Genomic DNA, 20,087 nt, shown 5'->3' on the forward strand with positions numbered 1-20,087 from the left:
CCTGTAGGAGCGAGGCTTGCCCGCGAAGAGGCCCGCCCGCTCAACGACTACCTGACGGCCCCACGCAATTCCCCCACCAACCCTTGCAATGTCGCCGGTTCAGCCGCTTCAACGGCCACCGCCGGGCCCGCCACCAGGGTCACCCGCGACCACAGTCGACGAAACACGCCCTTGTCCGGATCACGGCTGAAGAAACTCCCCCACAACCCCTGCAATGCCAGCGGAATCACCGGCACCGGCGTTTCTTCGAGAATCCGCGTCAGCCCGCCCTTGAACTCGTTGATCTCGCCATCGGCGGTCAACTTGCCTTCAGGGAAAATGCACACCAGCTCACCGTCCTTCAGATACTGAGCGATGCGGGTGAAGGCTTTTTCGTAGATATGAATGTCTTCCTGGCGCCCGGCAATCGGAATCGTCCCCGCCGTGCGGAAGATGAAGTTCAGCACCGGCAGATTGTAGATTTTGTAGTACATCACAAAGCGAATCGGCCGACGCACCGCGCCGCCTATCAGCAACGCATCGACGAACGACACATGGTTGCAAACCAGCAATGCCGCGCCTTCATCGGGAATCAGCTCCAGATTGCGATGCTCAACGCGGTACATGGAATGGCCGAGCAGCCAGATCATGAAGCGCATGCTGAACTCGGGGACGATCTTGAAGATGTAAGCATTGACGCCAATGTTCAGCAGCGACACCACCAGGAATAGCTGCGGAATCGACAGCTTGGCGATGCTCAGCAAGACGATCGACACAATCGCCGACACCACCATGAACAGGGCGTTAAGAATGTTGTTGGCGGCGATCACTCGCGCCCGTTCGTTCTCGACAGTACGCGACTGGATCAGCGCATACAGTGGCACGATGTAGAAACCGCCGAAGACCCCAAGCCCGAGGATGTCGATCAACACCAGCCAGGCGTGACCAAACCCCAGGACTTCGATCCAGCCATGACCGGCAACGCTGTCTGGAATCGCGCCGGAATGCCACCACAGCAACAGGCCAAACACCGTCAGACCGAATGAGCCAAACGGCACCAGACCGATCTCGACTTTGCGCCCGGAGAGTTTCTCGCAGAGCATCGAACCCAGTGCGATACCGACCGAGAACACGGTAAGAATCAGCGTCACCACAGTCTCGTCGCCGTGCATCCATTCCTTGGCATACGCCGGGATCTGCGTCAGATAAATCGCCCCGACAAACCAGAACCATGAGTTGCCGACGATCGAACGCGATACTGCCGGGGTTTGCCCCAGGCCCAACTTCAAGGTAGCCCAGGACTGGCTGAAAATGTTCCAGTTCAAACGCATTTCCGGCGATGCCGCGGCAGCCCGGGGAATGCTGCGGCTGGCCAGGTAACCAAGCACGGCGATACCGATGATTGCCGTGGACACGACCGGCGCGTAGTTGCTGGCCGACATCATGATCCCGGCGCCAATGGTCCCGGCGAGAATCGCCAGGAAGGTGCCCATTTCCACCAGACCATTGCCGCCCACCAACTCCTCTTCGCGCAACGCCTGCGGCAGGATCGAGTACTTCACCGGCCCGAACAGCGCCGAGTGGGTGCCCATGGCAAACAACGCGACCAGCATCAGCGACAAATGATCGAACATGAAACCGACCGCGCCCACCGCCATGATGACAATTTCCCCGAGCTTGATCAGACGGATCAGCGCGTCCTTGGCAAACTTTTCCCCGAACTGCCCCGCCAGAGCCGAGAACAGGAAAAACGGCAAGATAAACAGCAACGCACACAGGTTGACCCAGATCGATCGGTCACCCTCGATGGTCAGCCGGTACAAAATGGCGAGGATCAACGACTGCTTGAAAATGTTGTCGTTGAAGGCACCCAGGGACTGCGTGACAAAAAACGGCAGGAAGCGCCGGGTGCGAAGCAAGGTGAACTGCGAGGGGTGACTCATCTTCCATGTGTCCCTGATGTTGGGTAGCTGATGTTGGATAAAAAGTGGCGTGGCAATTGTTATTGGAATGTCGAGCGTCGATCCAGGCCACAGATTACCCAATCTTTGCCGGTTATTTGTTTAATCCTGCAATGCACGGCGAAACAAACAACTCACCTCGCCATGCGCCCTGCACCGTGCGTTTGGCAACAATCAGCCACATCACCGCCAACAACGCCACCAGTACACAGCCAAAGACACTGAAAAACGTCAGATGCAACGTGCTCGCCAGGTTCAACGTCGCCAAAGAATAGACGCCCAACGGGAAAGTGAAGCCCCACCAGCCGAGGTTGAACGGGATACCGGCGCGCAAGTAACGCACAGTGATCAACAGCGCAATCAGCATCCACCAGAGCCCGAAGCCCCACAGCGTGATGCCGGCCACCAAGCCAAGCCCTGCGGCGATCTCGCCGATACCCGGCAAACCGTTGGCGGCAAAGATCGCTGGCGCGTCGGCCCCCAACAGCAACATGCCCAGCGCACCGGTGCCAATCGGCCCCAGGGCCAGCCAGCTCGAGGCGGCCATGTTCTCGTGGGGCAATTTATGCAACGCCATGCGCAGCAACAGGATGGTCAGGATGCTGAACGCCACCGGCAGGGAAAAGGCCCAGAGCACGTAGCTGGTCACCAGCACCACCAGTTGTGAATGAGCATCGGCCAGATGCGGCGCCAGCAAGCCGCCGCTGACCGCCGCCACTTCCGCCGCCACCACTGGCAACAGCCAGACCGCAGTCATCTGGTCGATGCTGTGCTCCTGACGGGTGAACATCATGTAGGGAATCAATACGCCGCAGGCCAGCGACATCGCCACGTCCAGCCACCACAGCACTTCGGCGACAGGAATCACACCGTCACCCCAGCGCGGCAAACCGAACAGCAGAAAGCCATTGATGAGGGTCGCAAGGCCCATGGGAATGGTGCCGAAAAACATCGAAACCGTGGAGTGCCCGAAAATCCGCCGCGCCTCGTCGAAGAACATGACCCAACGCGCGGCATACATGGCCGTGAACATGACAAACAGGACAATGTTGAACAGCCACAGGCCTTCGGCAAACGCATGCAGACCGGGATTCGCCACCGGCAATTGCGCAAGCGCGAGCGCCAATACACCCGTGCCCATGGTCGCTGCGAACCAGTTGGGGGTGAATTGGCGGATGGCTTCTCGAGGGTGCTGCAAATGACTGAGTGGTTTGATACCGGGTTTAACGCTATGGGTACAGCTCATAGTGAACTCCTGTCCTCTCGTGAGGTGGAGCTCATGGTAGATCCGAATAGAATATCGATATAACGGGTAATATCTCTAACTGTTATCTGTTTTGCAGATACACATCAGACGCTGCCTTCAGTCTCGATCACCAATATCCGCGCCACACCCAGCGGATGAGCCACATGCTCGGTGCCCACCGAGGCATAAAAGATATCGCCGACTTCGAGTAGCGTTTCCTTCTCCTGGCCTTCTTCGCGATAACGCATCTGCACCTGCCCATCGAGCACCACGAACACTTCCTGACCGTCGTTGATATGCCACTTATAGGGCTGATCGGTCCAGTGCAAACGAGTGGTGATGCCATTCATATTGGCAATGTCCAGCGCCGCCCAGGCGCGGTCACCAGTGAAGGATTTGCTGCGGATGATCTTCATGGGTCGGTCCGTCGAAATGAATGGCAGTGCCAAGGCTAACGGTCATCGAACATCGACGCCACAGACTTTGACGGACTGCTCACGCATCAACCCGACCAGCGCACCGAGCGACAGTATGATCAGCACCGCACCATAACCATCGGTGGTTGCCACCAGGCCAAAGGTCCGCGTCAGACTGCCGGCCAGTAACGACGGCAAACAGAAAGCCAGGTAACTGAGTGCGTAAAACGCCGACATCAAACCCGCCCGCTCATGAGGCAAGGCCAGCGGCACGATGCTTCGCAGGGCACCCAGGAAACCCGCGCCAAAACCGCCACCCGCCACCAGAGTGCCGAAGAAAAACAACGGCAGGCTGGCGCTGTTTACCGCTAGCAGAATCAGCGCAACGCCCGCAGGCAGCAGGCTCGCGCCCAACAGCAAGACTTTGTCGGCCGGCCGATTGCGCAAGGTGTAGATCATCAATGCACCGGTCACTGTCAACACGGCCACCGTAGCCCCACCAATCAGATTCGAGGTGGACCCAGTGGCGGTCCGCACCAGAGACGGCGCCAGGGAAGCGAAAAAACCACCGAGCGCCCAAACCGCTAGATCTATCGGCAACACCCGCCACAGCATACGCCGTGCCTGAATCGGCACATGCAAGGTCGGGCGCAGCGAGGCCCAGGCACCCGGTTGTCGAGTGACGCTTTCCGGCAGGCGCCAGACATACAACGCTTGCATCCCAAACAGCGCGAACAGCACCCAATAGGTCAATCGCAGCGGCAGCGGCGCAAACTCGGCCAACACGCCGCAGCCCATGGCACCCAGCGCCATGCCCAGCAACGGCGCGACGCTGTTGACCATCGGCCCTTGCTGACGGTCAGTGTCCAGCAGCGCCGCACTTAAAACGGCGGTGGCCATGCCCGTGGCAAAACCCTGCAGGACCCGCGCACTGATCAGCCAGGCAACGCTGTCGGCGTTGATAAACAGCAACATCGCCAGCATGTTCAGCAATACGGCGGTAAAAATCACCGGTTTGCGCCCCAGATAATCCGAGAGCGAACCGACCGTGAGCAGCGCCGCCAGCAAGCTGAGGGCGTAGACGCCGAAAATCAGGGTCAGGGTCGCTGCCGAGAACCGCAGGTGTTCTTGATACAAGTGATACAACGGCGTTGGCGCGGTGGAAGCGGCGAGAAAACTGAGTAAGGTGATCGCCAGAAACCACAGGCTGGAACGGTTTGACGTGAGACGGGACATAGGCACACTCCGCAAAAGCTAACTTTTTGCTTTTTCGGAGTGTGCTACCGACTAACGCTTAAAGCAAATTCTTTGTGTTAAGGTCCGCCGTATGGCTATTAAAGAAGGTTTACGCCCAGGTGGTCGTAGCGCCAGGGTCCAAGAGTCGATTCATTCGGCAGTCCGCGCACTCCTCGAAGAACAGGATCGCGCCAGCGTGACGGTGCCGCAAATCGCTGCACGGGCCGGGGTGACACCGTCGACCATTTACCGGCGCTGGGGTGATCTGTCGGTGCTGCTGGCCGACGTCGCCCTCGCCCGCATGCGCCCCGACAGCGAACCGGCCAATACCGGCAACCTGCGCGGTGATGTGCGGGCCTGGGCGGAGCAGTATCTGGACGAGATGAGTTCCGAACCCGGGCGCAACATGATGCGCGACGTACAATCCAGCGCCACACCGGGCTATTGCGTGACGATCATTGGTGGGCAGTTGCAGACGATTCTGGATCGCTATCCCGATCAGCCGAAGCCGAGTGTCGATCGGCTGATCAATATGGTGGTGGCGCCGACGGTGTTTCGCATTTTGTTTTCAGCGCAGGCGCTGGAGGTTGAAGAGTTGTATCGGTTGATTGATATTGCGCTGAATCAGTAACCGCCATCGCGAGCAGGCTCGCTCCCACAGTTGATCTTCAGTGGACACATAAATTGTGACCGGCATAGATCCAATGTGGGAGCGAGCCTGCTCGCGATGAAGCCTGCACAGGCATCAAAGATCTGACGGCTCCCAACCTGCGACACCCCGCCACGTCACGACCTTGGTCGACACTGACTAACTCAAGCGGTCATGCGAGACTGTCCTGACCGGGCGGGCGTCCCGGATGTCTTTTGTCTGGAGTTCCCATGTCGCTGTCCATCGGGCTGATCGCCACCGTCGCCCTGGCCTATATGGCCATCCTGTTCGCTATCGCCTTTTACGGTGATCGGCGCAGCACGCCGTTGCCGCCACGGGTGCGTGCCTGGGTGTACAGCCTGTCGCTGGCCGTTTATTGCACCAGTTGGACATTCTTTGGTGCCGTGGGCCAGGCGGCCGAACAACTCTGGTCATTCCTGCCGATCTACCTCGGACCGATCCTGCTGCTGGTGTGCGCGCCGTGGGTTCTGCAGAAAATGGTGATGATCAGCAAGCAGGAGAACATCACCTCCATCGCCGACTTCATCGCCGCTCGTTACGGCAAATCCCAGTCGCTGGCGGTGGTGGTGGCATTGATCTGTCTGGTCGGCGTGCTGCCGTACATCGCCTTGCAGCTCAAGGGCATCGTGCTGGGCGTGAACCTGCTGATTGGCGCCGGTGCCGACGCCATGGGCACGCGCGCGCAAGACACGGCGCTGATCGTCTCCCTGGTACTGGCCCTGTTCACCATCGTTTTCGGTACCCGCAACCTCGACGCCACGGAACACCACCGCGGCATGGTGCTGGCGATTGCTTTTGAGTCGCTGGTCAAGCTGTTCGCTTTTCTCGCAGTCGGCGCGTTCGTGACCTACGGCCTGTACGACGGTTTCGACGACCTGTTCGACCAGGCCATGCTCGCCCCGCGCCTCGAAGCGTACTGGAAAGAAACCATCAACTGGCCGTCCATGGTGGTGCAAACCGGCGTGGCGATGATGGCGATCATCTGCCTGCCCCGGCAGTTCCATGTGACCGTCGTGGAAAACATCGACCCCCAGGACCTGCGCTTGGCCAAGTGGGTGTTCCCGGCCTATCTGGCGCTGGCGGCGCTGTTTGTCGTGCCGATCGCGCTGGCCGGTCAGATGTTACTGCCCAGCTCGGTGCTGCCGGACTCATTCGTCATCAGCCTGCCTCTGGCCCAATCTCACCCTGCCCTGGCGATGCTGGCGTTTATCGGCGGCGCTTCGGCGGCGACCGGTATGGTGATCGTGGCCAGCGTGGCGCTGTCGACCATGCTCTCCAACGACCTGTTGCTGCCGTGGTTGCTGCGACGTAACAACGCCGAGCGCCCATTTGAAGTGTTCCGCCAGTGGATGCTTTCGGCGCGCCGGGTGAGCATCGTGGTCATTCTGCTGTTGGCCTACGTCAGTTATCGACTGCTGGGCTCCACCGCGAGCCTGGCAACCATCGGCCAGATCGCCTTCGCCGCCGTGACTCAACTGGCCCCGGCCATGCTTGGCGCGCTGTACTGGAAACAGGCTAACCGTCGTGGGGTGTTTGCCGGGCTGGCCGCCGGCACGTTCCTCTGGTTCTACACGTTGGTGTTGCCGATCGCCGCCAACAGTCTTGGCTTGCCCTTGAGCAGTTTTCCAGGCCTGGCCTGGCTGCAAGGCAACCCGTTGAACTTGCCGATCACGCCGCTGACCCAAGGCGTGGTGCTGTCCCTGGCGGGCAACTTCACCTTGTTCACCTGGGTCTCGCTACTGTCACGCACGCGGGTTTCGGAGCACTGGCAGGCCGGCCGCTTCATCGGCCAGGAAATCAGCGCGCGACCCAACGCCCGCTCAATGCTGGCAGTACAGATCAACGACTTGCTGCAACTGGCTGCCCGTTTTGTCGGCGAAGAACGCGCTCGTCAGAGTTTCATCCGTTTCGCCTACCGTCAGGGCAAAGGCTTCAACCCGAACCAGAATGCTGACGGTGAATGGATCGCCCATACCGAACGCTTGCTGGCCGGCGTACTCGGCGCATCTTCGACCCGGGCGGTGGTAAAAGCCGCCATCGAAGGCCGGGAAATGCAGCTCGAGGATGTCGTGCGGATCGCCGACGAAACCTCGGAAGTGCTGCAGTTCAACCGCGCCTTGCTGCAAGGCGCCATCGAGAACATCACCCAGGGTATCAGCGTGGTCGACCAGTCGTTGAAACTGGTGGCCTGGAACCGGCGCTACCTTGAACTGTTCAATTACCCCGACGGTTTGATCAGCGTTGGCCGGCCGATTGCCGACATCATTCGCTACAACGCCGAGCGCGGTCTGTGCGGCCCCGGCGAAGCGCAAGTGCACGTCGCCCGTCGCTTGCACTGGATGCGTCAGGGCCGGGCCCATACCTCCGAACGGTTGTTCCCCAATGGTCGAGTGATCGAGCTGATCGGTAACCCGATGCCCGGCGGCGGTTTCGTCATGAGTTTCACCGACATCACCGCGTTCCGCGAGGCCGAACAGGCGCTGACCGAAGCGAACGAAGGCCTCGAGCAACGGGTCATCGAACGGACCCACGAACTGTCACAACTCAACGTTGCCCTGACCGAAGCCAAGGGCACCGCCGAATCGGCGAACCAGTCGAAAACCCGTTTCCTGGCCGCCGTCAGCCATGACTTGATGCAACCGCTGAACGCTGCGCGGCTGTTCTCTGCCGCCCTCTCCCACCAGGAAGAAAATTTATCCAGTGAAGCCCGCAAGCTGGTTCATCATCTGGACAGTTCGCTACGCTCGGCCGAGGACCTAATCAGTGACCTGCTGGACATTTCCCGCCTGGAAAACGGCAAGATCAACCCTGATCGCAAGCCCTTCGAGCTCAATGAGCTGTTCCATACGCTGGGCGCCGAGTTCAAGGCTCTGGCGCAGGAACAGGGGCTGAAATTTCGCGTCAGGGGCAGCGCGTTACGGGTCGACAGTGACATCAAATTGCTGCGACGGATTTTGCAGAACTTCCTGACCAACGCCTTCCGCTACGCCAAAGGGCCGGTGCTGCTCGGCGTTCGGCGGCGCAACGGCGAGCTATGCCTTGAGGTCTGGGACCGTGGACCGGGTATTCCAGAAGACAAACTGCAGGTGATTTTCGAAGAATTCAAACGCCTCGACAGCCACCAGACCCGGGCCGAGAAAGGTCTGGGCCTGGGCCTGGCGATTGCCGATGGGCTGTGTCGCGTGTTGGGTCACACCTTGCGCGTGCGTTCCTGGCCGGGCCGCGGCAGTGTGTTCAGTGTCAGCGTACCGCTGGCTCGGGTACAAGCCGCGACGCCGGCCAAAGTGGCCGAACTCAATGGCCATTTGCTCAGCGGCGCGCAGGTGCTGTGTATCGATAACGAAGACAGCATCCTGATCGGCATGAACAGTTTGCTGACGCGCTGGGGTTGCCAGGTCTGGACCGCGCGCAACCGTGAGGAATGCGCGACGCTGCTCGGCGATGGGATGCGCCCGCAACTGGCGCTGGTGGATTACCACCTGGACGATGGCGAAACCGGGACCGAGTTGATGGCCTGGTTACGCACGCAACTGGGCGAGCCGGTGCCTGGGGTGGTGATCAGTGCCGATGGACGGCCGGAGACGGTGGCCCAGGTGCATGCAGCGGGCCTGGATTACCTGGCCAAACCGGTGAAACCGGCGGCGTTGCGGGCGTTGTTGAGTCGGCATTTGCCGTTGTAGGGTGATGATTGAGGTCTGTGTCGCCTTCAAAAAATCGCAGCCTTCGGCAGCGCCTGCATTGGGTCGGCGTACACCCTGTAGGAGCTGCCGAAGGCTGCGATCTTTTGTTCTTTATTCGGGTAACTCGGCCAAGCCATCGACATCCGTCATCGCTCGCTCCAGCAGGTCCGCCGGCAAGCTCTTGCTGGCTCGCGCCCCGAGCAACTTGAGCTGCTCGCTGCGGCTGACCAGGTTGCCGCGGCCTTCCGTCAGCTTATTGCGTGCAGAGCTGTAGGCTTTGTCCAGTTGCTGCAGGCGATTGCCGACTTCATCCAGATCCTGAATGAACAACACGAACTTGTCGTACAGCCAACCGGCGCGCTCGGCGATTTCCCGAGCGTTCTGGCTCTGGCGCTCCTGCTTCCACAAGCTATCGATGACCCGCAAAGTGGCCAGCAGCGTGGTTGGGCTGACGATCACGATATTGCGGTCGAATGCCTCCTGAAACAGCGTCGGCTCAGCCTGCAACGCCGCAGAAAACGCCGCTTCGATCGGGACGAAAAGCAGAACGAAATCCAGACTGTGCAAGCCGTCGAGCCGCTTGTAATCCTTGCCGGCCAAGCCTTTGACGTGAGTGCGCAGGGACAGCACATGCTGCTTGATGGCGATCTGGCCGATGGCATCGTCCTCGGCCGCCACGTATTGCTGATAGGCTGTGAGGCTGACTTTGGAATCGACCACGACCTGCTTGTCGCCGGGCAGGTAAATAATCACATCCGGCTGGAAACGCTCACCGTCCGGCCCCTTGAGATTGACCTGGGTCTGATACTCTCGCCCCTTCTCCAGACCCGCGTGCTCAAGCACCCGCTCGAGAATCAGTTCGCCCCAGTTGCCTTGGGTTTTCTGCCCTTTCAAGGCCCGCGTCAGGTTGGTGGCTTCATCGCTCAGGCGCAGGTTCAGCTGTTGCAGCCGCTCCAGTTCCTTGGCCAGGGAAAAACGCTCGCGGGCTTCGGCCTGATAGCTTTCCTCAACGCGCTTTTCGAACGACTGAATGCGCTCCTTCAACGGATCGAGCAACTGCCCCAAACGCTGCTGACTGGTTTCGGCAAAACGCTGCTCGCGCTCGTCGAAGATCTTGCCCGCCAGCTCGGCGAATTGCGCGCGCAACTCGTCTCGCGAGCCTTGAAGGTCGTTGAGGCGCTGCTGATGGCTTTCCTGCTGCTCACGCAGCTCGGCATTGAGGGAGGCGGCCTGCGCGTCGAGGCGACGCAACTCAGCCTCTTTACCGGCGCGTTCGATGTTCCAGGCGTGAGATGCGTCGCGGGCGTCGTCGCGTTCGATCTGCAGCAGTTCGACTTCACGGCGCACCGCGGCCAGATCGGCCTGTTTGGCGGCATTGGCCTGGCTCAGGTCAGCGATTTCATCACGGCAAGTATCAAGCTGGGCATTCAAGCCGTCCTGCGTCAGTTGGGCAATGGCAAGACGTTCTTCCAGCAACGCCAGCTCGGCCTGCCCCGCACTCGCCCGACGCTGAAGTTGCCAGGCCAGTACCAGTAACGGCAACCCGGCGCCCGCCAGCCCCAGCAATGCGCTGGTCAAGTCCATCGCCATAGCCACTCCTGCCGATTCGATAAAGCGTGAAGGTTAACCAAGGCGTCAGGTCTTGGACAGCTCAGTCTTCGCTCAGGCCCAGTTCCTGCTGCGCACGTCGGTCGCCCGCACGCGCGGCCTGACGCAGGAGCTCCTGGCCAATGCGGCGATCCCGGGCGTTTCCGCATTCGCGGCACATTAGCTGGCCGAGACGGCTTTGCGCGGCCACGACGCCTTCACGGGCAGGCTGCTTAAGCAAGCGTCCGGCGAAGTGTTTGATGTTGGAGTTTTCGCCCAGGCGCGGGCTGTCGAGTAGCCACTCGGCCACACGCATTGAAAAGCGCTTGGGTGGGGTAACACTGGGAGGGGTGGAAGCAGCAGAGATTGATACTGAGCGAAACTTCATAAAGCACTGTAGGGCAGATCGGAAGGCGCGCCACTCTACTCTTTTTTTCGTACAGGTAAAGTCGAAAAAAGCCTGCACGCCCGTCCTAGAGCAAGCGCTTGGGACAATCCACAGAAGCTGTGGATAACTCAGTGGACAACCGCCTTTGAACTCGCGCAAAGCCGTGTGGCGTGGGGCTCGCAGTCAAACTGACGATTTTTTCACCAGTAAAAAAAAGCGATGTTTTTCATTGACTTAAATTTTCATTACAGGCACCCACTCCCGTTGAGGCGAGGATGACAGTGGGATGACAGTTCGCGCAATTTATGTGCACAAGTCCCTGTGAGGCGGTTATATCGATGCGCTTTTTCGGCGCGCTTTTCGGTAGCGTCTGGGGATAAACCCGAGCAACCCGTGCCGCCGGTCGATCCTGACTCGCTCGTTCGCTCGGATCAACGGTCGGGTTCTGGGCTATTGCGGGGCACGGGCCTGCTCTTTGATAGCTCAATCAAGACTTGCCGACAGGCACTTCAGCGCTTTTTTACAAACAGCCTTCCCTTCTGCAGTTCAATCCGTTAGTATCCGCGGCGTTAGTACCAAGCTGAAAGTCAATTCTGGTCGAACAAATCCCCCGGTCAGCCTTCCCTAAGAGAAGCCTCCACCGACAAAACGGGATCGACCACCTCGATGGTTTCCAGATAAATCTTGCGCCAACACAGCCTTTGAATCGAAAGCAAAGGGTGTTGCCAAGCTCACTTACTCTGACCGAACCAGCCTGCAAATTGATCAGGATCTTCACCCCGGGCCCAGAACCTTTGCCCTTGATGTGTTGCCTGCCCTCCTAAGTACCTACCTGCCAGCCCAAGCGCGCCAATTTATCAGCGCTTCAAACTGGCTGCTTTGTTCCAGTCGGGTTCTTCGTTCGACCAATGGTGGTCGTCGTCACTGGAACGTTTTAACTTTGCACGGTTCTTATCCGTGTCGCTTGTAGGAACACCAATATGTCCACTCAAATCCACACTCAGGATGCCATTCGCACCCTAACCAACGCTTTTGCTCCAATGAACTGCCTGATTATGGCCGCTCGCAAAGGCTGCTTCAGCTTCACTCTGGTCAACGAACACGGCATCGCTCGTCATAGCGAACGCCTGTACCCTGATCAATACTCCAGCGCAGAACCGCTGCAGGCTGTGATCGAGCGTACTCGCCAGGCACTGGTTGCCTGAGACGCCAGAAAAGCTGAAAACTCAAAAGCCCTGCTGAAAAGCGGGGCTTTTTATTGCCCGATATTTCTCATTTCGTGACCTGCGGCTAAGCACCAACCGATATAACGGTTATAACTCGAAGCCGGAAATATTTTAAAAACAGTCCTTTACAGCGAAATAATGACACTACACTTCAACTCAAGCGGCTTGATCCGCTTGCGGCGAGCCTGAATCGATCCACTGCTGCCAAGGCCCTTCAGGTATCGCCGACCACCTCATGTTTCGAGGGCTTTATGGGAATCGCTGCCAGCGAACTGTGTCGTTATGTGATCCGTCCGACGTTGATCTACCTCGGACGCCATAGCGCAACTGCCGAATCCCTGCTACTGGGCATCGCCGCCAGTCAGTCAGCCCTTGGTTCAGCCCTGCATGACCGCCGTGGACACGGCCTGTACCGAATCACCGAACCCCGCCACCAGGCCCTTTGGGATCACTATCTGGCCCTGGACCCGGATCGGGCAAGCCTGGTCCGCGGCCTTGCCAGCCAGCATGCTTTTCTCAGCGGGCCGCATCTGGAATTGACCGTCAACCTGCGTTACGCCACTGCCATCGCCTGGCTGCTGGTAGAAGAACAGAACACTCCCCTCCCCGCCTCCGATGACTTGTTGGGAATGGCCCGAATCTGGCGCCAGACTTTCCAGCCCCAAGGTCGCCTGCGAGATTTCACCTACGCGTGGCAGACCTGTGTTTCATCGTTGAATCAGGTCGCCTGCTGATCCACCCATTTCCGAAAATCGCACAACAGGTAGCGATTTTGGTCGGATTGTCCTACAAAACCGCTCTAACTCAAGCGTTACAGGCTATAGCGCCCAGACGAAAATCTTGGTAATTTCCGCCCCGGTGATCACCAGGAATTCTAATAATGAAAAAAGTAATGCTCAAAACCACCATTAGCCTCGCCGTTGCCATGGCATCCACCCAACTCTTCGCAAGTGGCTTCGCACTCAACGAACAAAGCATCAGCGGGATGGGGACAGGTTTTGCCGGGCGATCTTCATCTGCCGACGACGCATCTACGGTTTTTGGTAACCCTGCCGGCATGTCTCGCCTCAAGCGCGAACAAGTAACCGGTGGTGTTGCATTTATCGACGCGCACGCTGATATCAGTGATGCGAGTTCCAGTCCGAATAGTGGCACCAACAAAGGTGATATGGTCCCTTTCATGGGTGTGCCCATGGGCTACTACGTAAAGCCAATCGATGACCAGTGGGCATTCGGTTTCGGCGTCTACGCTCCATTCGGCCTGGTGACCGACTACGAGAACGGCTTCGCCGGCAAATACTTCGGCAGCAAGAGCGAAGTCAAAATCGTGACTCTTCAGCCAACCGTCAGCTACGCCTTCAACGACAAGGTGTCGATCGGTTTTGGTCCGACCATCAACCACATTGCCGGCACCCTGGAATCGAACCTGTCGATCACTCAGGCCGCACCGGACGGCAAGGTCAAGATCAAGGGTGACGACATCGCGCTGGGCTACAACATCGGCGTGCTGGTTCAAGCCACCGACAGCACGCGCGTCGGCCTGACCTACCACTCGAAAGTGAAGTACAAGCTCGAAGGCGACACCAAGGTCAATTACAACCTCCTCGGTGCCGTTGGTCAGAACCCGAACCAGAAGTACGATGCGTCTCTGGATATCACCACGCCTGAGTCGGTCGACTTCTCGGTCACTCATCAACTGGATGATCAGTGGACGCTCTACGCAGGTAGCACCTGGACTCGCTGGAGCCGCCTGAAAGAAATCACCGTCGAAAACAAAGGCGTTCCGGCCCTCCTCAATGGCCAGTTCGGTACCATCACCGAAGAACAGAACTGGCACGACACCTGGGCGCACGCCATCGGCGCTTCGTACCAGTTGAACAAACAATGGGTTCTGCGTACCGGCCTGTCCGTTGACCAGGCACCGACCAATAACGAAAACCGTTCCCCGCGCATTCCGACTGGCGATCGCAAGATTTTCAGCCTGGGCGCCGGCTGGAGCCCGACCGACGACCTGACCATCGACGTAGCGTACTCGTACCTGCGCGAAGAGTCGGTCAAGGTCAACAACAGCAACGGCCGTCAGAACTACAGCGCAGAGTATGAAAACTATGCGAACGGTTTCGGTGTTGGCGCAACATACCGTTTCTGATGATTCACGGCGACTCCCTCGCCGCCTGAATTGAAAAAGCCCCGCGCTCTTGTACAGAGGCGGGGCTTTTTAGTGCGCGTCGATCAGGGTTTCGATGCGAGGGCTTTCTCCACCGCCTCGATGAACTCGGGATTATCCGGCTTGGTCAGGCTGGAGAAATTGGCGATCACCTTGCCCTGGCGATCGACCACGTACTTGTAGAAATTCCACTTCGGCGAACTGCTTTGTTCAGCGAGAACCTTGAACAAATGCGTTGCGTCATCGCCGCGGACCTTCTGTGGCTCGGTCATGGTGAAGGTGACGCCGTAGTTCACGTAACAGACTTTGGCAGTCTCTTCGCCATCCTTGGACTCTTGCTTGAAGTCATTGGATGGAACACCCACCACCTCAAGCCCTTGATCCTTGTAACGCTGATACAGTGCCTCAAGGCCTTTGAATTGCGGAGCGAAGCCACAGAAACTCGCGGTATTGACCACCACCAGCGGCTTGCCGGCAAAGCGCTGGCACAGATCGATGGATTCCTTGGCGCGCAGCTTGGGCAAAGAGCCTTGTAGCAACTCCGGGCATTCTGCCGCCTGGGCCAGCCCGGTAAAAGCCATCAACAATGCGGGAACTGCAAGCCAGCGCATCAGCATGTCGGTGCATCCTTGAACAATCGTCAGAAAACGAAATTACTCGCCTTCGCCGCTCGCTAGCAAGCACCCATGCCCAGCTGCATCAATGCCAGGCCACCCTGATGCCAGCCCCACCATGCCAAGGCCAGTAACAATATGCCGACGCCGATAGCAGCCATCTGCGGCCAGAGACTGTTCATGCAGCACTCATCCGGGTTTGCAGACGCGCCACCGGCTGCTCGCGCACCGGCCAGTTCAGAGCTGCGGCCACCAGACTCAAGAGAATCGCCACTTGCCAGATCAAGTCGTAGCTCCCGGTTCGGTCATACACCACCCCACCCAACCAGCCGCCGAGGAACGAGCCGAGCTGATGGAAGAGGAAAACGATCCCACCGAGCATGGACAAATTTCGTACACCGAACAAGGTCGCCACCGTGCCATTGGTCAAGGGCACCGTAGACAACCAGAGAAACCCCATCGCCATGCCGAACAGATAAGCCGTGACCTGAGTGACCGGCGCCCAGAGGAACAGCACAATCACCACCGCCCGCAACAGATACAAACCAGTGAGCAAGCGCGGCTTGGACATCCGCCCGCCAAGCCAACCCGCCGTATAAGTACCGAAAATATTGAACAGACCAATCAGCGCCAGCACCGTGGTGCCGACGGAGGCTGGCAAGTGTTGGTCCACCAGATAAGCCGGCAAGTGCACGCCGATGAACACCACTTGAAAACCGCAGACAAAAAAACCGAACGCCAACAGCCAGAATCCTGAATGGGAACAGGCTTCGCGCAGCGCTTCAGAGAGGGTTTGCTCGTGTCCGAGAACCGGCAGCGGCTTGTCCTTGAGCATGCTCACCAGCGGCACGATCAGCGCCACCACCAGACCCAACACCAGCAATGCCGCAGACCAGCCAAGCCAGCCGATCAACCCCAGCGTGCCGGGCAACATGGCGAATTGACCGAAAGAACCGGCGGCGCTGGCGATCCCCATGCCCATGCTGCGTTTTTCCGGTGGCACGGCACGACCGACCACGCCGAGGATCACCGAAAACGAGGTGCCTGACAGGCCGATACCGATCAACAGCCCCGCGCTCAAGGACAAGGTCACCGCCGAATCGGACAGCCCCATGAACACCAGACCCAGGGCGTACAGAACACCACCGATCAACACCACCTTCGCAGCGCCAAAGCGGTCGGCCAGTGCGCCGGTGAATGGCTGGGCCAGGCCCCAGATCAGGTTCTGCAAAGCAATGGCGAAGGCAAACACTTCGCGACCCCAGCCGAACTCGGCACTCATGGGTGCCAAAAACAGCCCGAAGCCGTGTCGCACACCCAATGACAACGCCAGAATCAGCGCACTCCCCAACAGAACCCAACCGCATGTACGCCACATCGATGTCATTCTTGTTCTCCGGTAGCGGGTATATACCCGCTTAAGATCGAACAAACTGGCCTCAAGCCAGTTCATCCAGCAACTTCAGCAAAATTTCACGCTTCTCGGCACCCAGGCGATCGATCAACCGCTGCTGCGCCGCTTCCCAGGCTGGCAACGCCGCCGCCAGGCGTTCGCGGCCTGTCTCGGTGAGCAGGACGATGCGATTGCGCATGTCCTCGCCTTCAACCAGCGTCACCAGACCTTCGCCCTCCAGCACCCGCAGATTACGCCCGAGAGTGCTGCGATCCAGGCCCATGGCTTCGGCCAGGGACGAGATGCTTGGCTGATCCAGACGCTGCAGATTGCACAGCAGAGAATACTGGGCAACGTTAATCCCGAAGCCGTCGAGGGCGCCGTCGTAATGCCTGCTGACGCCACGAGCGGCGCGACGCAGGTTAGTGCACAAACATTGAGAAGGAAGCATAGTGCGTGTATATACCCGCGGTTAAATGAAAGCAAATCTTTCGATACATATTACCTGTAGGAGCGAGGCTTGCCCGCTCCTACAGGGGCTCAGAGCAGTGCAAGCCCCACCAGTACCGCCACCTCCAGCAATTCCAGCAACGCCCCCGCCGTATCGCCCGTCGTCCCGCCCAATCGTCGCACCATCACTTGCCGCAACCAGACAAACACCGCTGCCGCCAGTGCAAGCGCCCATACGGCGCTGAGGCCAGCCATCAGCACACAGGCCACCGCACTGATCACCAACACCTGTTTGCCGGCCAAACGCGGCAGATGATCGGCCAGCGCCTGCCCCAATCCACCGGGACGCACGTAAGGAGTGGAGAGGAATAAGCCCAGTAACGCGCTGCGGCCAAGCAGTGGAACGATGATCAGGGCCACGCTGTGCTGTTGCTCGATCAACGCCAGCAACGCGGCGAACTTGAGCAGCAACACCAGCACCAGCGTCACCACGGCGATCGGCCCGCTGCGCGGGTCTTTCATGATGGTCAAGGTGCGTTCACGGTCGCCGTAACCCCCGAGCCACGCATCGGCGCTATCGGCCAGGCCATCCAGGTGCAACGCGCCGCTGAGCACGACCCAAACACTGAGCAGCAGTGCGGCGTGAAGCAATAATGGCGTGCCCAGCAATAGCCAGTTCAGCCCCCACAGAATCACGCCAAACAGCAAACCGACCAGCGGATAAAACAGCAGCGACCGGCCCAGTTCCTCTGGCGTCGGCATACCCGGCAAACGAATTGGTAGGCTGCTCAAAAATTGCAGGGCGATCCAGAACGGCAACATGATCAGATCGCTTCCCTTAACAAGACGCCGGGTTCGACCGACAACGAGAACAACGCGCCGTGGCCGACTTCAACGTTGAGCAACTGCTCACGCGGCAATCCGCGCGCTTGAGCCAGCAACAAACGCATGACGCCGCCATGGCTGATCAGCAAGATCCGCTCACCGGCATAGGCCGTGTGCAGCCGTTCGATGGCCGCCAACACTCGCGCAGAAAAGTCCGCCACCGGCTCACCGTCTGGCGGCGTGAACGAATAAGGATCGGCCCAGAACAAGCCCAACGCCTCGGCACTGGTTTCCATCAACGCCGCGGCGCTCTGCCCTTCCCAGGCGCCGAAGTGTAGTTCTTGCAGATCCTTATCCAGTTGCACCGGCAACCCCAGTTGCGCCCCAAGCTCTTGCGCAAAGCGCGCGCAACGCTGCAACGGCGAACTGACCAGTCGATCCCAGGGCCCCTGCTCGATCACCGCGGCGCGCATCTGCGCCCAACCCTTGCCGGTCAGCGCATCGTCGAGGCTGCCGCGCAAACCGCCGCCGAGTTCGGTTTCGCCATGGCGCAACAGGTCCAGGCGCAAGGTCATGCCGGGCGATCCGCCACTGCGGCTTCGGCGAACGTCGCCATCTGCCCGTGCAGGTCGCAGGCCAGACGCAACAATGGCACGGCCAATGCCGCACCACTGCCCTCGCCCAGTCGCAGGCCAAGGTCCAGCAACGGTTCGGCGTTCAGGGTTTCGAGCACATGGCGATGGCCTGGCTCGGCGCCGCGATGACCGAACAGTAACCACTCACGGCAGGCCGGATTCAAACGCACCGCCACCAGCGCGGCGACGCTGCAAATAAACCCGTCGACCAACACCGCGATACCTTCCTGAGCACAGGCCAGGTACGCGCCGACCAGCGCAGCGATTTCGAAACCGCCGAGGTTGAACAAAGTTTGCAGCGCATCTCCACGCTGAGCGCCATGCAACACCAAGGCACATTCAATGACTTGGGCTTTATGGCTGACACCCGCCGCGTTCAATCCAGTACCCGGGCCAGCCAGATGCACCACCGGGCAATCGAGCAACGCACAGGCCAACGCGCTAGCCGCGGTGGTGTTGCCGATGCCCATTTCGCCACCGATGAACAACTGCGCGCCGGCTGCGATGGCGCGCTGCACACTGTCGCGGCCGGCCTGCAAAGCGAGTTCACCCTGAGCCTGAGTCATCGCCGGCCCCTGAACGAAATTCGCCGTGCCCGGGCCGATGTTCAGGTGACGCACACCCGGCAGGTTCAACGACGGCGTCACGGTGCCGAGGTCGACCACTTCCAGGGAAACCCCCAACTGCCGAGCCAACACGCTGATCGCCGCGCCGCCGCTGACAAAGTTGTGCAGCATCTGCCCGGTGACTTCCTGAGGAAACGCCGACACGCCTTCAGCAACCACACCATGGTCACCGGCAAAAATCGCAATCCACAGCTGATCGAGCGTCGGCTTGACCTGCCCCTGCAATCCGGCCAGTTGCACCGCCACCGATTCGAGCCGGCCGAGTGAGCCGGCAGGTTTGGTCAGTTGCTGTTGACGCGCCTGCGCCTGTTCGACCGTTTGAGCGTCGATGGGCTTGCACGGGTTCAGCCACCAGGCATGAGTCATAACGCAGTTCCTTTCAAAGTCAGGGGCAGACCGGCGACGGTCAGGACGACTCGCTGACAGCGCTCGGCCAAGGCTTGATGCAGCCAACCGGCTTCATCGACATAGCGGCGAGTCAATTCGCCCAACGGCACGACACCCATGCCGGTCTCGTTGCTGACAAAAATGATTTCACCCGGCAATGACGCCAGGCATTCCAGCAGGGCTTCGCGTTCGGCCGACAAGCGCTCGGCATCGTCGAGCATCAGCAGATTGGTTAGCCACAACGTCAGGCAATCCACCAGCAAGCAACGATCGGCACTGGCGTTTTCGCGCAGCACACGGGCGAGCTCCAGCGGTTCTTCGATCAATGCCCATTCGGCCGGACGACGGGCGCGGTGATGGGCCACCCGTTCGTTCATTTCACCGTCTTGAGATTGGCTGGTGGCGATGTAGGTGGCTATATAAGTGACTTGGAGCTGACTGTCTGTCGCCAGTTTTTCAGCCAGACGGCTTTTGCCGGAACGGGCGCCGCCGAGGATCAGTTGCAGCATGGTTTATTCCTTAAAATCTTCGGTGTCGGGACGGGCCTCATCGCGGGCAAGCCCGCTCCCACAAGGATCGAGGCTGTTCACAGATTTTTGTC

At 59.4% G+C, this 20,087-nt stretch carries 19 protein-coding genes; 5 read left to right on the forward strand and 14 right to left on the reverse strand.

The window, feature by feature from the left end:
• Positions 1–47: 47 nt before the first annotated feature.
• The 4 genes from AB7M26_RS26495 to AB7M26_RS26510 form a co-directional block, all read right to left on the reverse strand.
• A complete protein-coding gene (locus AB7M26_RS26495) occupies positions 48–1,922 on the reverse strand; it encodes an MFS transporter (protein WP_123496198.1) in 1,875 nt (624 codons plus the stop codon).
• A gap of 112 nt (positions 1,923–2,034) precedes the next feature.
• Positions 2,035–3,186 (reverse strand): TDT family transporter, encoded by a 1,152-nt coding sequence (locus AB7M26_RS26500; RefSeq protein ID WP_123496196.1) that lies wholly within the window; start codon positions 3,184–3,186, stop codon positions 2,035–2,037.
• A gap of 104 nt (positions 3,187–3,290) precedes the next feature.
• A complete protein-coding gene (locus AB7M26_RS26505) occupies positions 3,291–3,602 on the reverse strand; it encodes a cupin domain-containing protein (protein WP_123496194.1) in 312 nt (103 codons plus the stop codon).
• Between the two features lie 42 nt (positions 3,603–3,644).
• Positions 3,645–4,838, reverse strand: a complete 1,194-nt coding sequence (locus AB7M26_RS26510; RefSeq protein WP_123496192.1) for an MFS transporter — start codon at positions 4,836–4,838, stop codon at positions 3,645–3,647.
• A gap of 91 nt (positions 4,839–4,929) precedes the next feature.
• Here AB7M26_RS26510 and AB7M26_RS26515 point away from each other — a divergent pair, with 91 nt between their 5' ends.
• Both AB7M26_RS26515 and AB7M26_RS26520 read left to right on the forward strand, forming a co-directional pair.
• The gene (locus tag AB7M26_RS26515; RefSeq protein WP_123496190.1) at positions 4,930–5,469 is read left to right on the forward strand and encodes a TetR/AcrR family transcriptional regulator; all 540 of its coding nucleotides are present in this window, start codon (positions 4,930–4,932) and stop codon (positions 5,467–5,469) included.
• Between the two features lie 248 nt (positions 5,470–5,717).
• Positions 5,718–9,188 (forward strand): hybrid sensor histidine kinase/response regulator, encoded by a 3,471-nt coding sequence (locus AB7M26_RS26520; protein ID WP_123496188.1) that lies wholly within the window; start codon positions 5,718–5,720, stop codon positions 9,186–9,188.
• 111 nt (positions 9,189–9,299) lie between these two features.
• Here AB7M26_RS26520 and rmuC read toward each other — a convergent pair whose 3' ends face one another.
• Complete coding sequence (gene rmuC / locus AB7M26_RS26525) at positions 9,300–10,664, reverse strand: DNA recombination protein RmuC (protein ID WP_162830921.1); 1,365 nt, start codon at positions 10,662–10,664, stop codon at positions 9,300–9,302.
• Positions 10,665–10,839: 175 nt separating this feature from the next.
• Positions 10,840–11,163 carry an SEL1-like repeat protein gene (locus AB7M26_RS26530; RefSeq protein ID WP_123496183.1) on the reverse strand — a complete coding sequence of 108 codons (324 nt, stop codon included), beginning with the start codon at positions 11,161–11,163 and terminating at the stop codon, positions 10,840–10,842.
• Between the two features lie 980 nt (positions 11,164–12,143).
• Between AB7M26_RS26530 and AB7M26_RS26535 the strand changes: the two genes are divergently transcribed.
• The 3 genes from AB7M26_RS26535 (at position 12,144) to AB7M26_RS26545 (ending at position 14,538) form a co-directional block, all read left to right on the forward strand.
• On the forward strand, positions 12,144–12,368 hold the full coding sequence (locus tag AB7M26_RS26535) for a hypothetical protein (protein ID WP_007898912.1): 225 nt from the start codon (positions 12,144–12,146) through the stop codon (positions 12,366–12,368).
• A gap of 272 nt (positions 12,369–12,640) precedes the next feature.
• Positions 12,641–13,123, forward strand: a complete 483-nt coding sequence (locus tag AB7M26_RS26540; protein ID WP_007898914.1) for a hypothetical protein — start codon at positions 12,641–12,643, stop codon at positions 13,121–13,123.
• A 146-nt stretch (positions 13,124–13,269) separates the two neighbouring features.
• The gene (locus AB7M26_RS26545) at positions 13,270–14,538 is read left to right on the forward strand and encodes an OmpP1/FadL family transporter (RefSeq protein ID WP_123496181.1); all 1,269 of its coding nucleotides are present in this window, start codon (positions 13,270–13,272) and stop codon (positions 14,536–14,538) included.
• An 83-nt stretch (positions 14,539–14,621) separates the two neighbouring features.
• Here AB7M26_RS26545 and AB7M26_RS26550 read toward each other — a convergent pair whose 3' ends face one another.
• The 8 genes from AB7M26_RS26550 to cobU form a co-directional block, all read right to left on the reverse strand.
• Positions 14,622–15,173: a glutathione peroxidase gene (locus tag AB7M26_RS26550; RefSeq protein ID WP_123496179.1), complete on the reverse strand. Its 552-nt coding sequence runs from the start codon at positions 15,171–15,173 to the stop codon at positions 14,622–14,624.
• Between the two features lie 56 nt (positions 15,174–15,229).
• The gene (locus tag AB7M26_RS26555) at positions 15,230–15,352 is read right to left on the reverse strand and encodes a hypothetical protein (protein ID WP_008071541.1); all 123 of its coding nucleotides are present in this window, start codon (positions 15,350–15,352) and stop codon (positions 15,230–15,232) included.
• Positions 15,349–16,557 (reverse strand): MFS transporter, encoded by a 1,209-nt coding sequence (locus AB7M26_RS26560; RefSeq protein ID WP_008013905.1) that lies wholly within the window; start codon positions 16,555–16,557, stop codon positions 15,349–15,351. The genes AB7M26_RS26555 and AB7M26_RS26560 overlap by 4 nt, the downstream gene beginning before the upstream one ends.
• Before the next feature lie 52 nt (positions 16,558–16,609).
• On the reverse strand, positions 16,610–17,014 hold the full coding sequence (locus AB7M26_RS26565; RefSeq protein WP_095051845.1) for a MarR family winged helix-turn-helix transcriptional regulator: 405 nt from the start codon (positions 17,012–17,014) through the stop codon (positions 16,610–16,612).
• Between the two features lie 89 nt (positions 17,015–17,103).
• Entirely contained in the window at positions 17,104–17,835 is a 732-nt protein-coding gene (locus tag AB7M26_RS26570) for an adenosylcobinamide-GDP ribazoletransferase (RefSeq protein WP_123496177.1), read from the reverse strand.
• Between the two features lie 2 nt (positions 17,836–17,837).
• Positions 17,838–18,413, reverse strand: coding sequence for an alpha-ribazole phosphatase family protein (cobC, locus tag AB7M26_RS26575; protein ID WP_123496175.1), 576 nt, complete (start codon positions 18,411–18,413; stop codon positions 17,838–17,840).
• Positions 18,410–19,465 carry a nicotinate-nucleotide--dimethylbenzimidazole phosphoribosyltransferase gene (cobT, locus tag AB7M26_RS26580; RefSeq protein ID WP_123496173.1) on the reverse strand — a complete coding sequence of 352 codons (1,056 nt, stop codon included), beginning with the start codon at positions 19,463–19,465 and terminating at the stop codon, positions 18,410–18,412. The genes cobC and cobT overlap by 4 nt, the downstream gene beginning before the upstream one ends.
• A complete protein-coding gene (cobU, locus tag AB7M26_RS26585) occupies positions 19,462–19,995 on the reverse strand; it encodes a bifunctional adenosylcobinamide kinase/adenosylcobinamide-phosphate guanylyltransferase (protein ID WP_123496171.1) in 534 nt (177 codons plus the stop codon). The genes cobT and cobU overlap by 4 nt, the downstream gene beginning before the upstream one ends.
• Positions 19,996–20,087 lie beyond the last annotated feature (92 nt).

This window comes from Pseudomonas sp. F-14 TE3482 (genome assembly GCF_053629455.1).

Bases quoted from the DNA above. Each gene is read 5' to 3' on its own strand.
- AB7M26_RS26495 (WP_123496198.1), bottom strand. From the start codon at position 1,922: ATGAGTCACCCCTCGCAGTTCACCTTGCTTCGCACCCGGCGCTTCCTG.
- AB7M26_RS26500 (WP_123496196.1), bottom strand. From the start codon at position 3,186: ATGAGCTGTACCCATAGCGTTAAACCCGGTATCAAACCACTCAGTCAT.
- AB7M26_RS26505 (WP_123496194.1), bottom strand. From the start codon at position 3,602: ATGAAGATCATCCGCAGCAAATCCTTCACTGGTGACCGCGCCTGGGCG.
- AB7M26_RS26510 (WP_123496192.1), bottom strand. From the start codon at position 4,838: ATGTCCCGTCTCACGTCAAACCGTTCCAGCCTGTGGTTTCTGGCGATC.
- AB7M26_RS26515 (WP_123496190.1), top strand. From the start codon at position 4,930: ATGGCTATTAAAGAAGGTTTACGCCCAGGTGGTCGTAGCGCCAGGGTC.
- AB7M26_RS26520 (WP_123496188.1), top strand. From the start codon at position 5,718: ATGTCGCTGTCCATCGGGCTGATCGCCACCGTCGCCCTGGCCTATATG.
- AB7M26_RS26530 (WP_123496183.1), bottom strand. From the start codon at position 11,163: ATGAAGTTTCGCTCAGTATCAATCTCTGCTGCTTCCACCCCTCCCAGT.
- AB7M26_RS26535 (WP_007898912.1), top strand. From the start codon at position 12,144: ATGTCCACTCAAATCCACACTCAGGATGCCATTCGCACCCTAACCAAC.
- AB7M26_RS26540 (WP_007898914.1), top strand. From the start codon at position 12,641: ATGGGAATCGCTGCCAGCGAACTGTGTCGTTATGTGATCCGTCCGACG.
- AB7M26_RS26545 (WP_123496181.1), top strand. From the start codon at position 13,270: ATGAAAAAAGTAATGCTCAAAACCACCATTAGCCTCGCCGTTGCCATG.
- AB7M26_RS26550 (WP_123496179.1), bottom strand. From the start codon at position 15,173: ATGCTGATGCGCTGGCTTGCAGTTCCCGCATTGTTGATGGCTTTTACC.
- AB7M26_RS26555 (WP_008071541.1), bottom strand. From the start codon at position 15,352: ATGAACAGTCTCTGGCCGCAGATGGCTGCTATCGGCGTCGGCATATTG.
- AB7M26_RS26560 (WP_008013905.1), bottom strand. From the start codon at position 16,557: ATGACATCGATGTGGCGTACATGCGGTTGGGTTCTGTTGGGGAGTGCG.
- AB7M26_RS26565 (WP_095051845.1), bottom strand. From the start codon at position 17,014: ATGCTTCCTTCTCAATGTTTGTGCACTAACCTGCGTCGCGCCGCTCGT.
- AB7M26_RS26570 (WP_123496177.1), bottom strand. From the start codon at position 17,835: ATGTTGCCGTTCTGGATCGCCCTGCAATTTTTGAGCAGCCTACCAATT.
- cobC (WP_123496175.1), bottom strand. From the start codon at position 18,413: ATGACCTTGCGCCTGGACCTGTTGCGCCATGGCGAAACCGAACTCGGC.
- cobT (WP_123496173.1), bottom strand. From the start codon at position 19,465: ATGACTCATGCCTGGTGGCTGAACCCGTGCAAGCCCATCGACGCTCAA.
- cobU (WP_123496171.1), bottom strand. From the start codon at position 19,995: ATGCTGCAACTGATCCTCGGCGGCGCCCGTTCCGGCAAAAGCCGTCTG.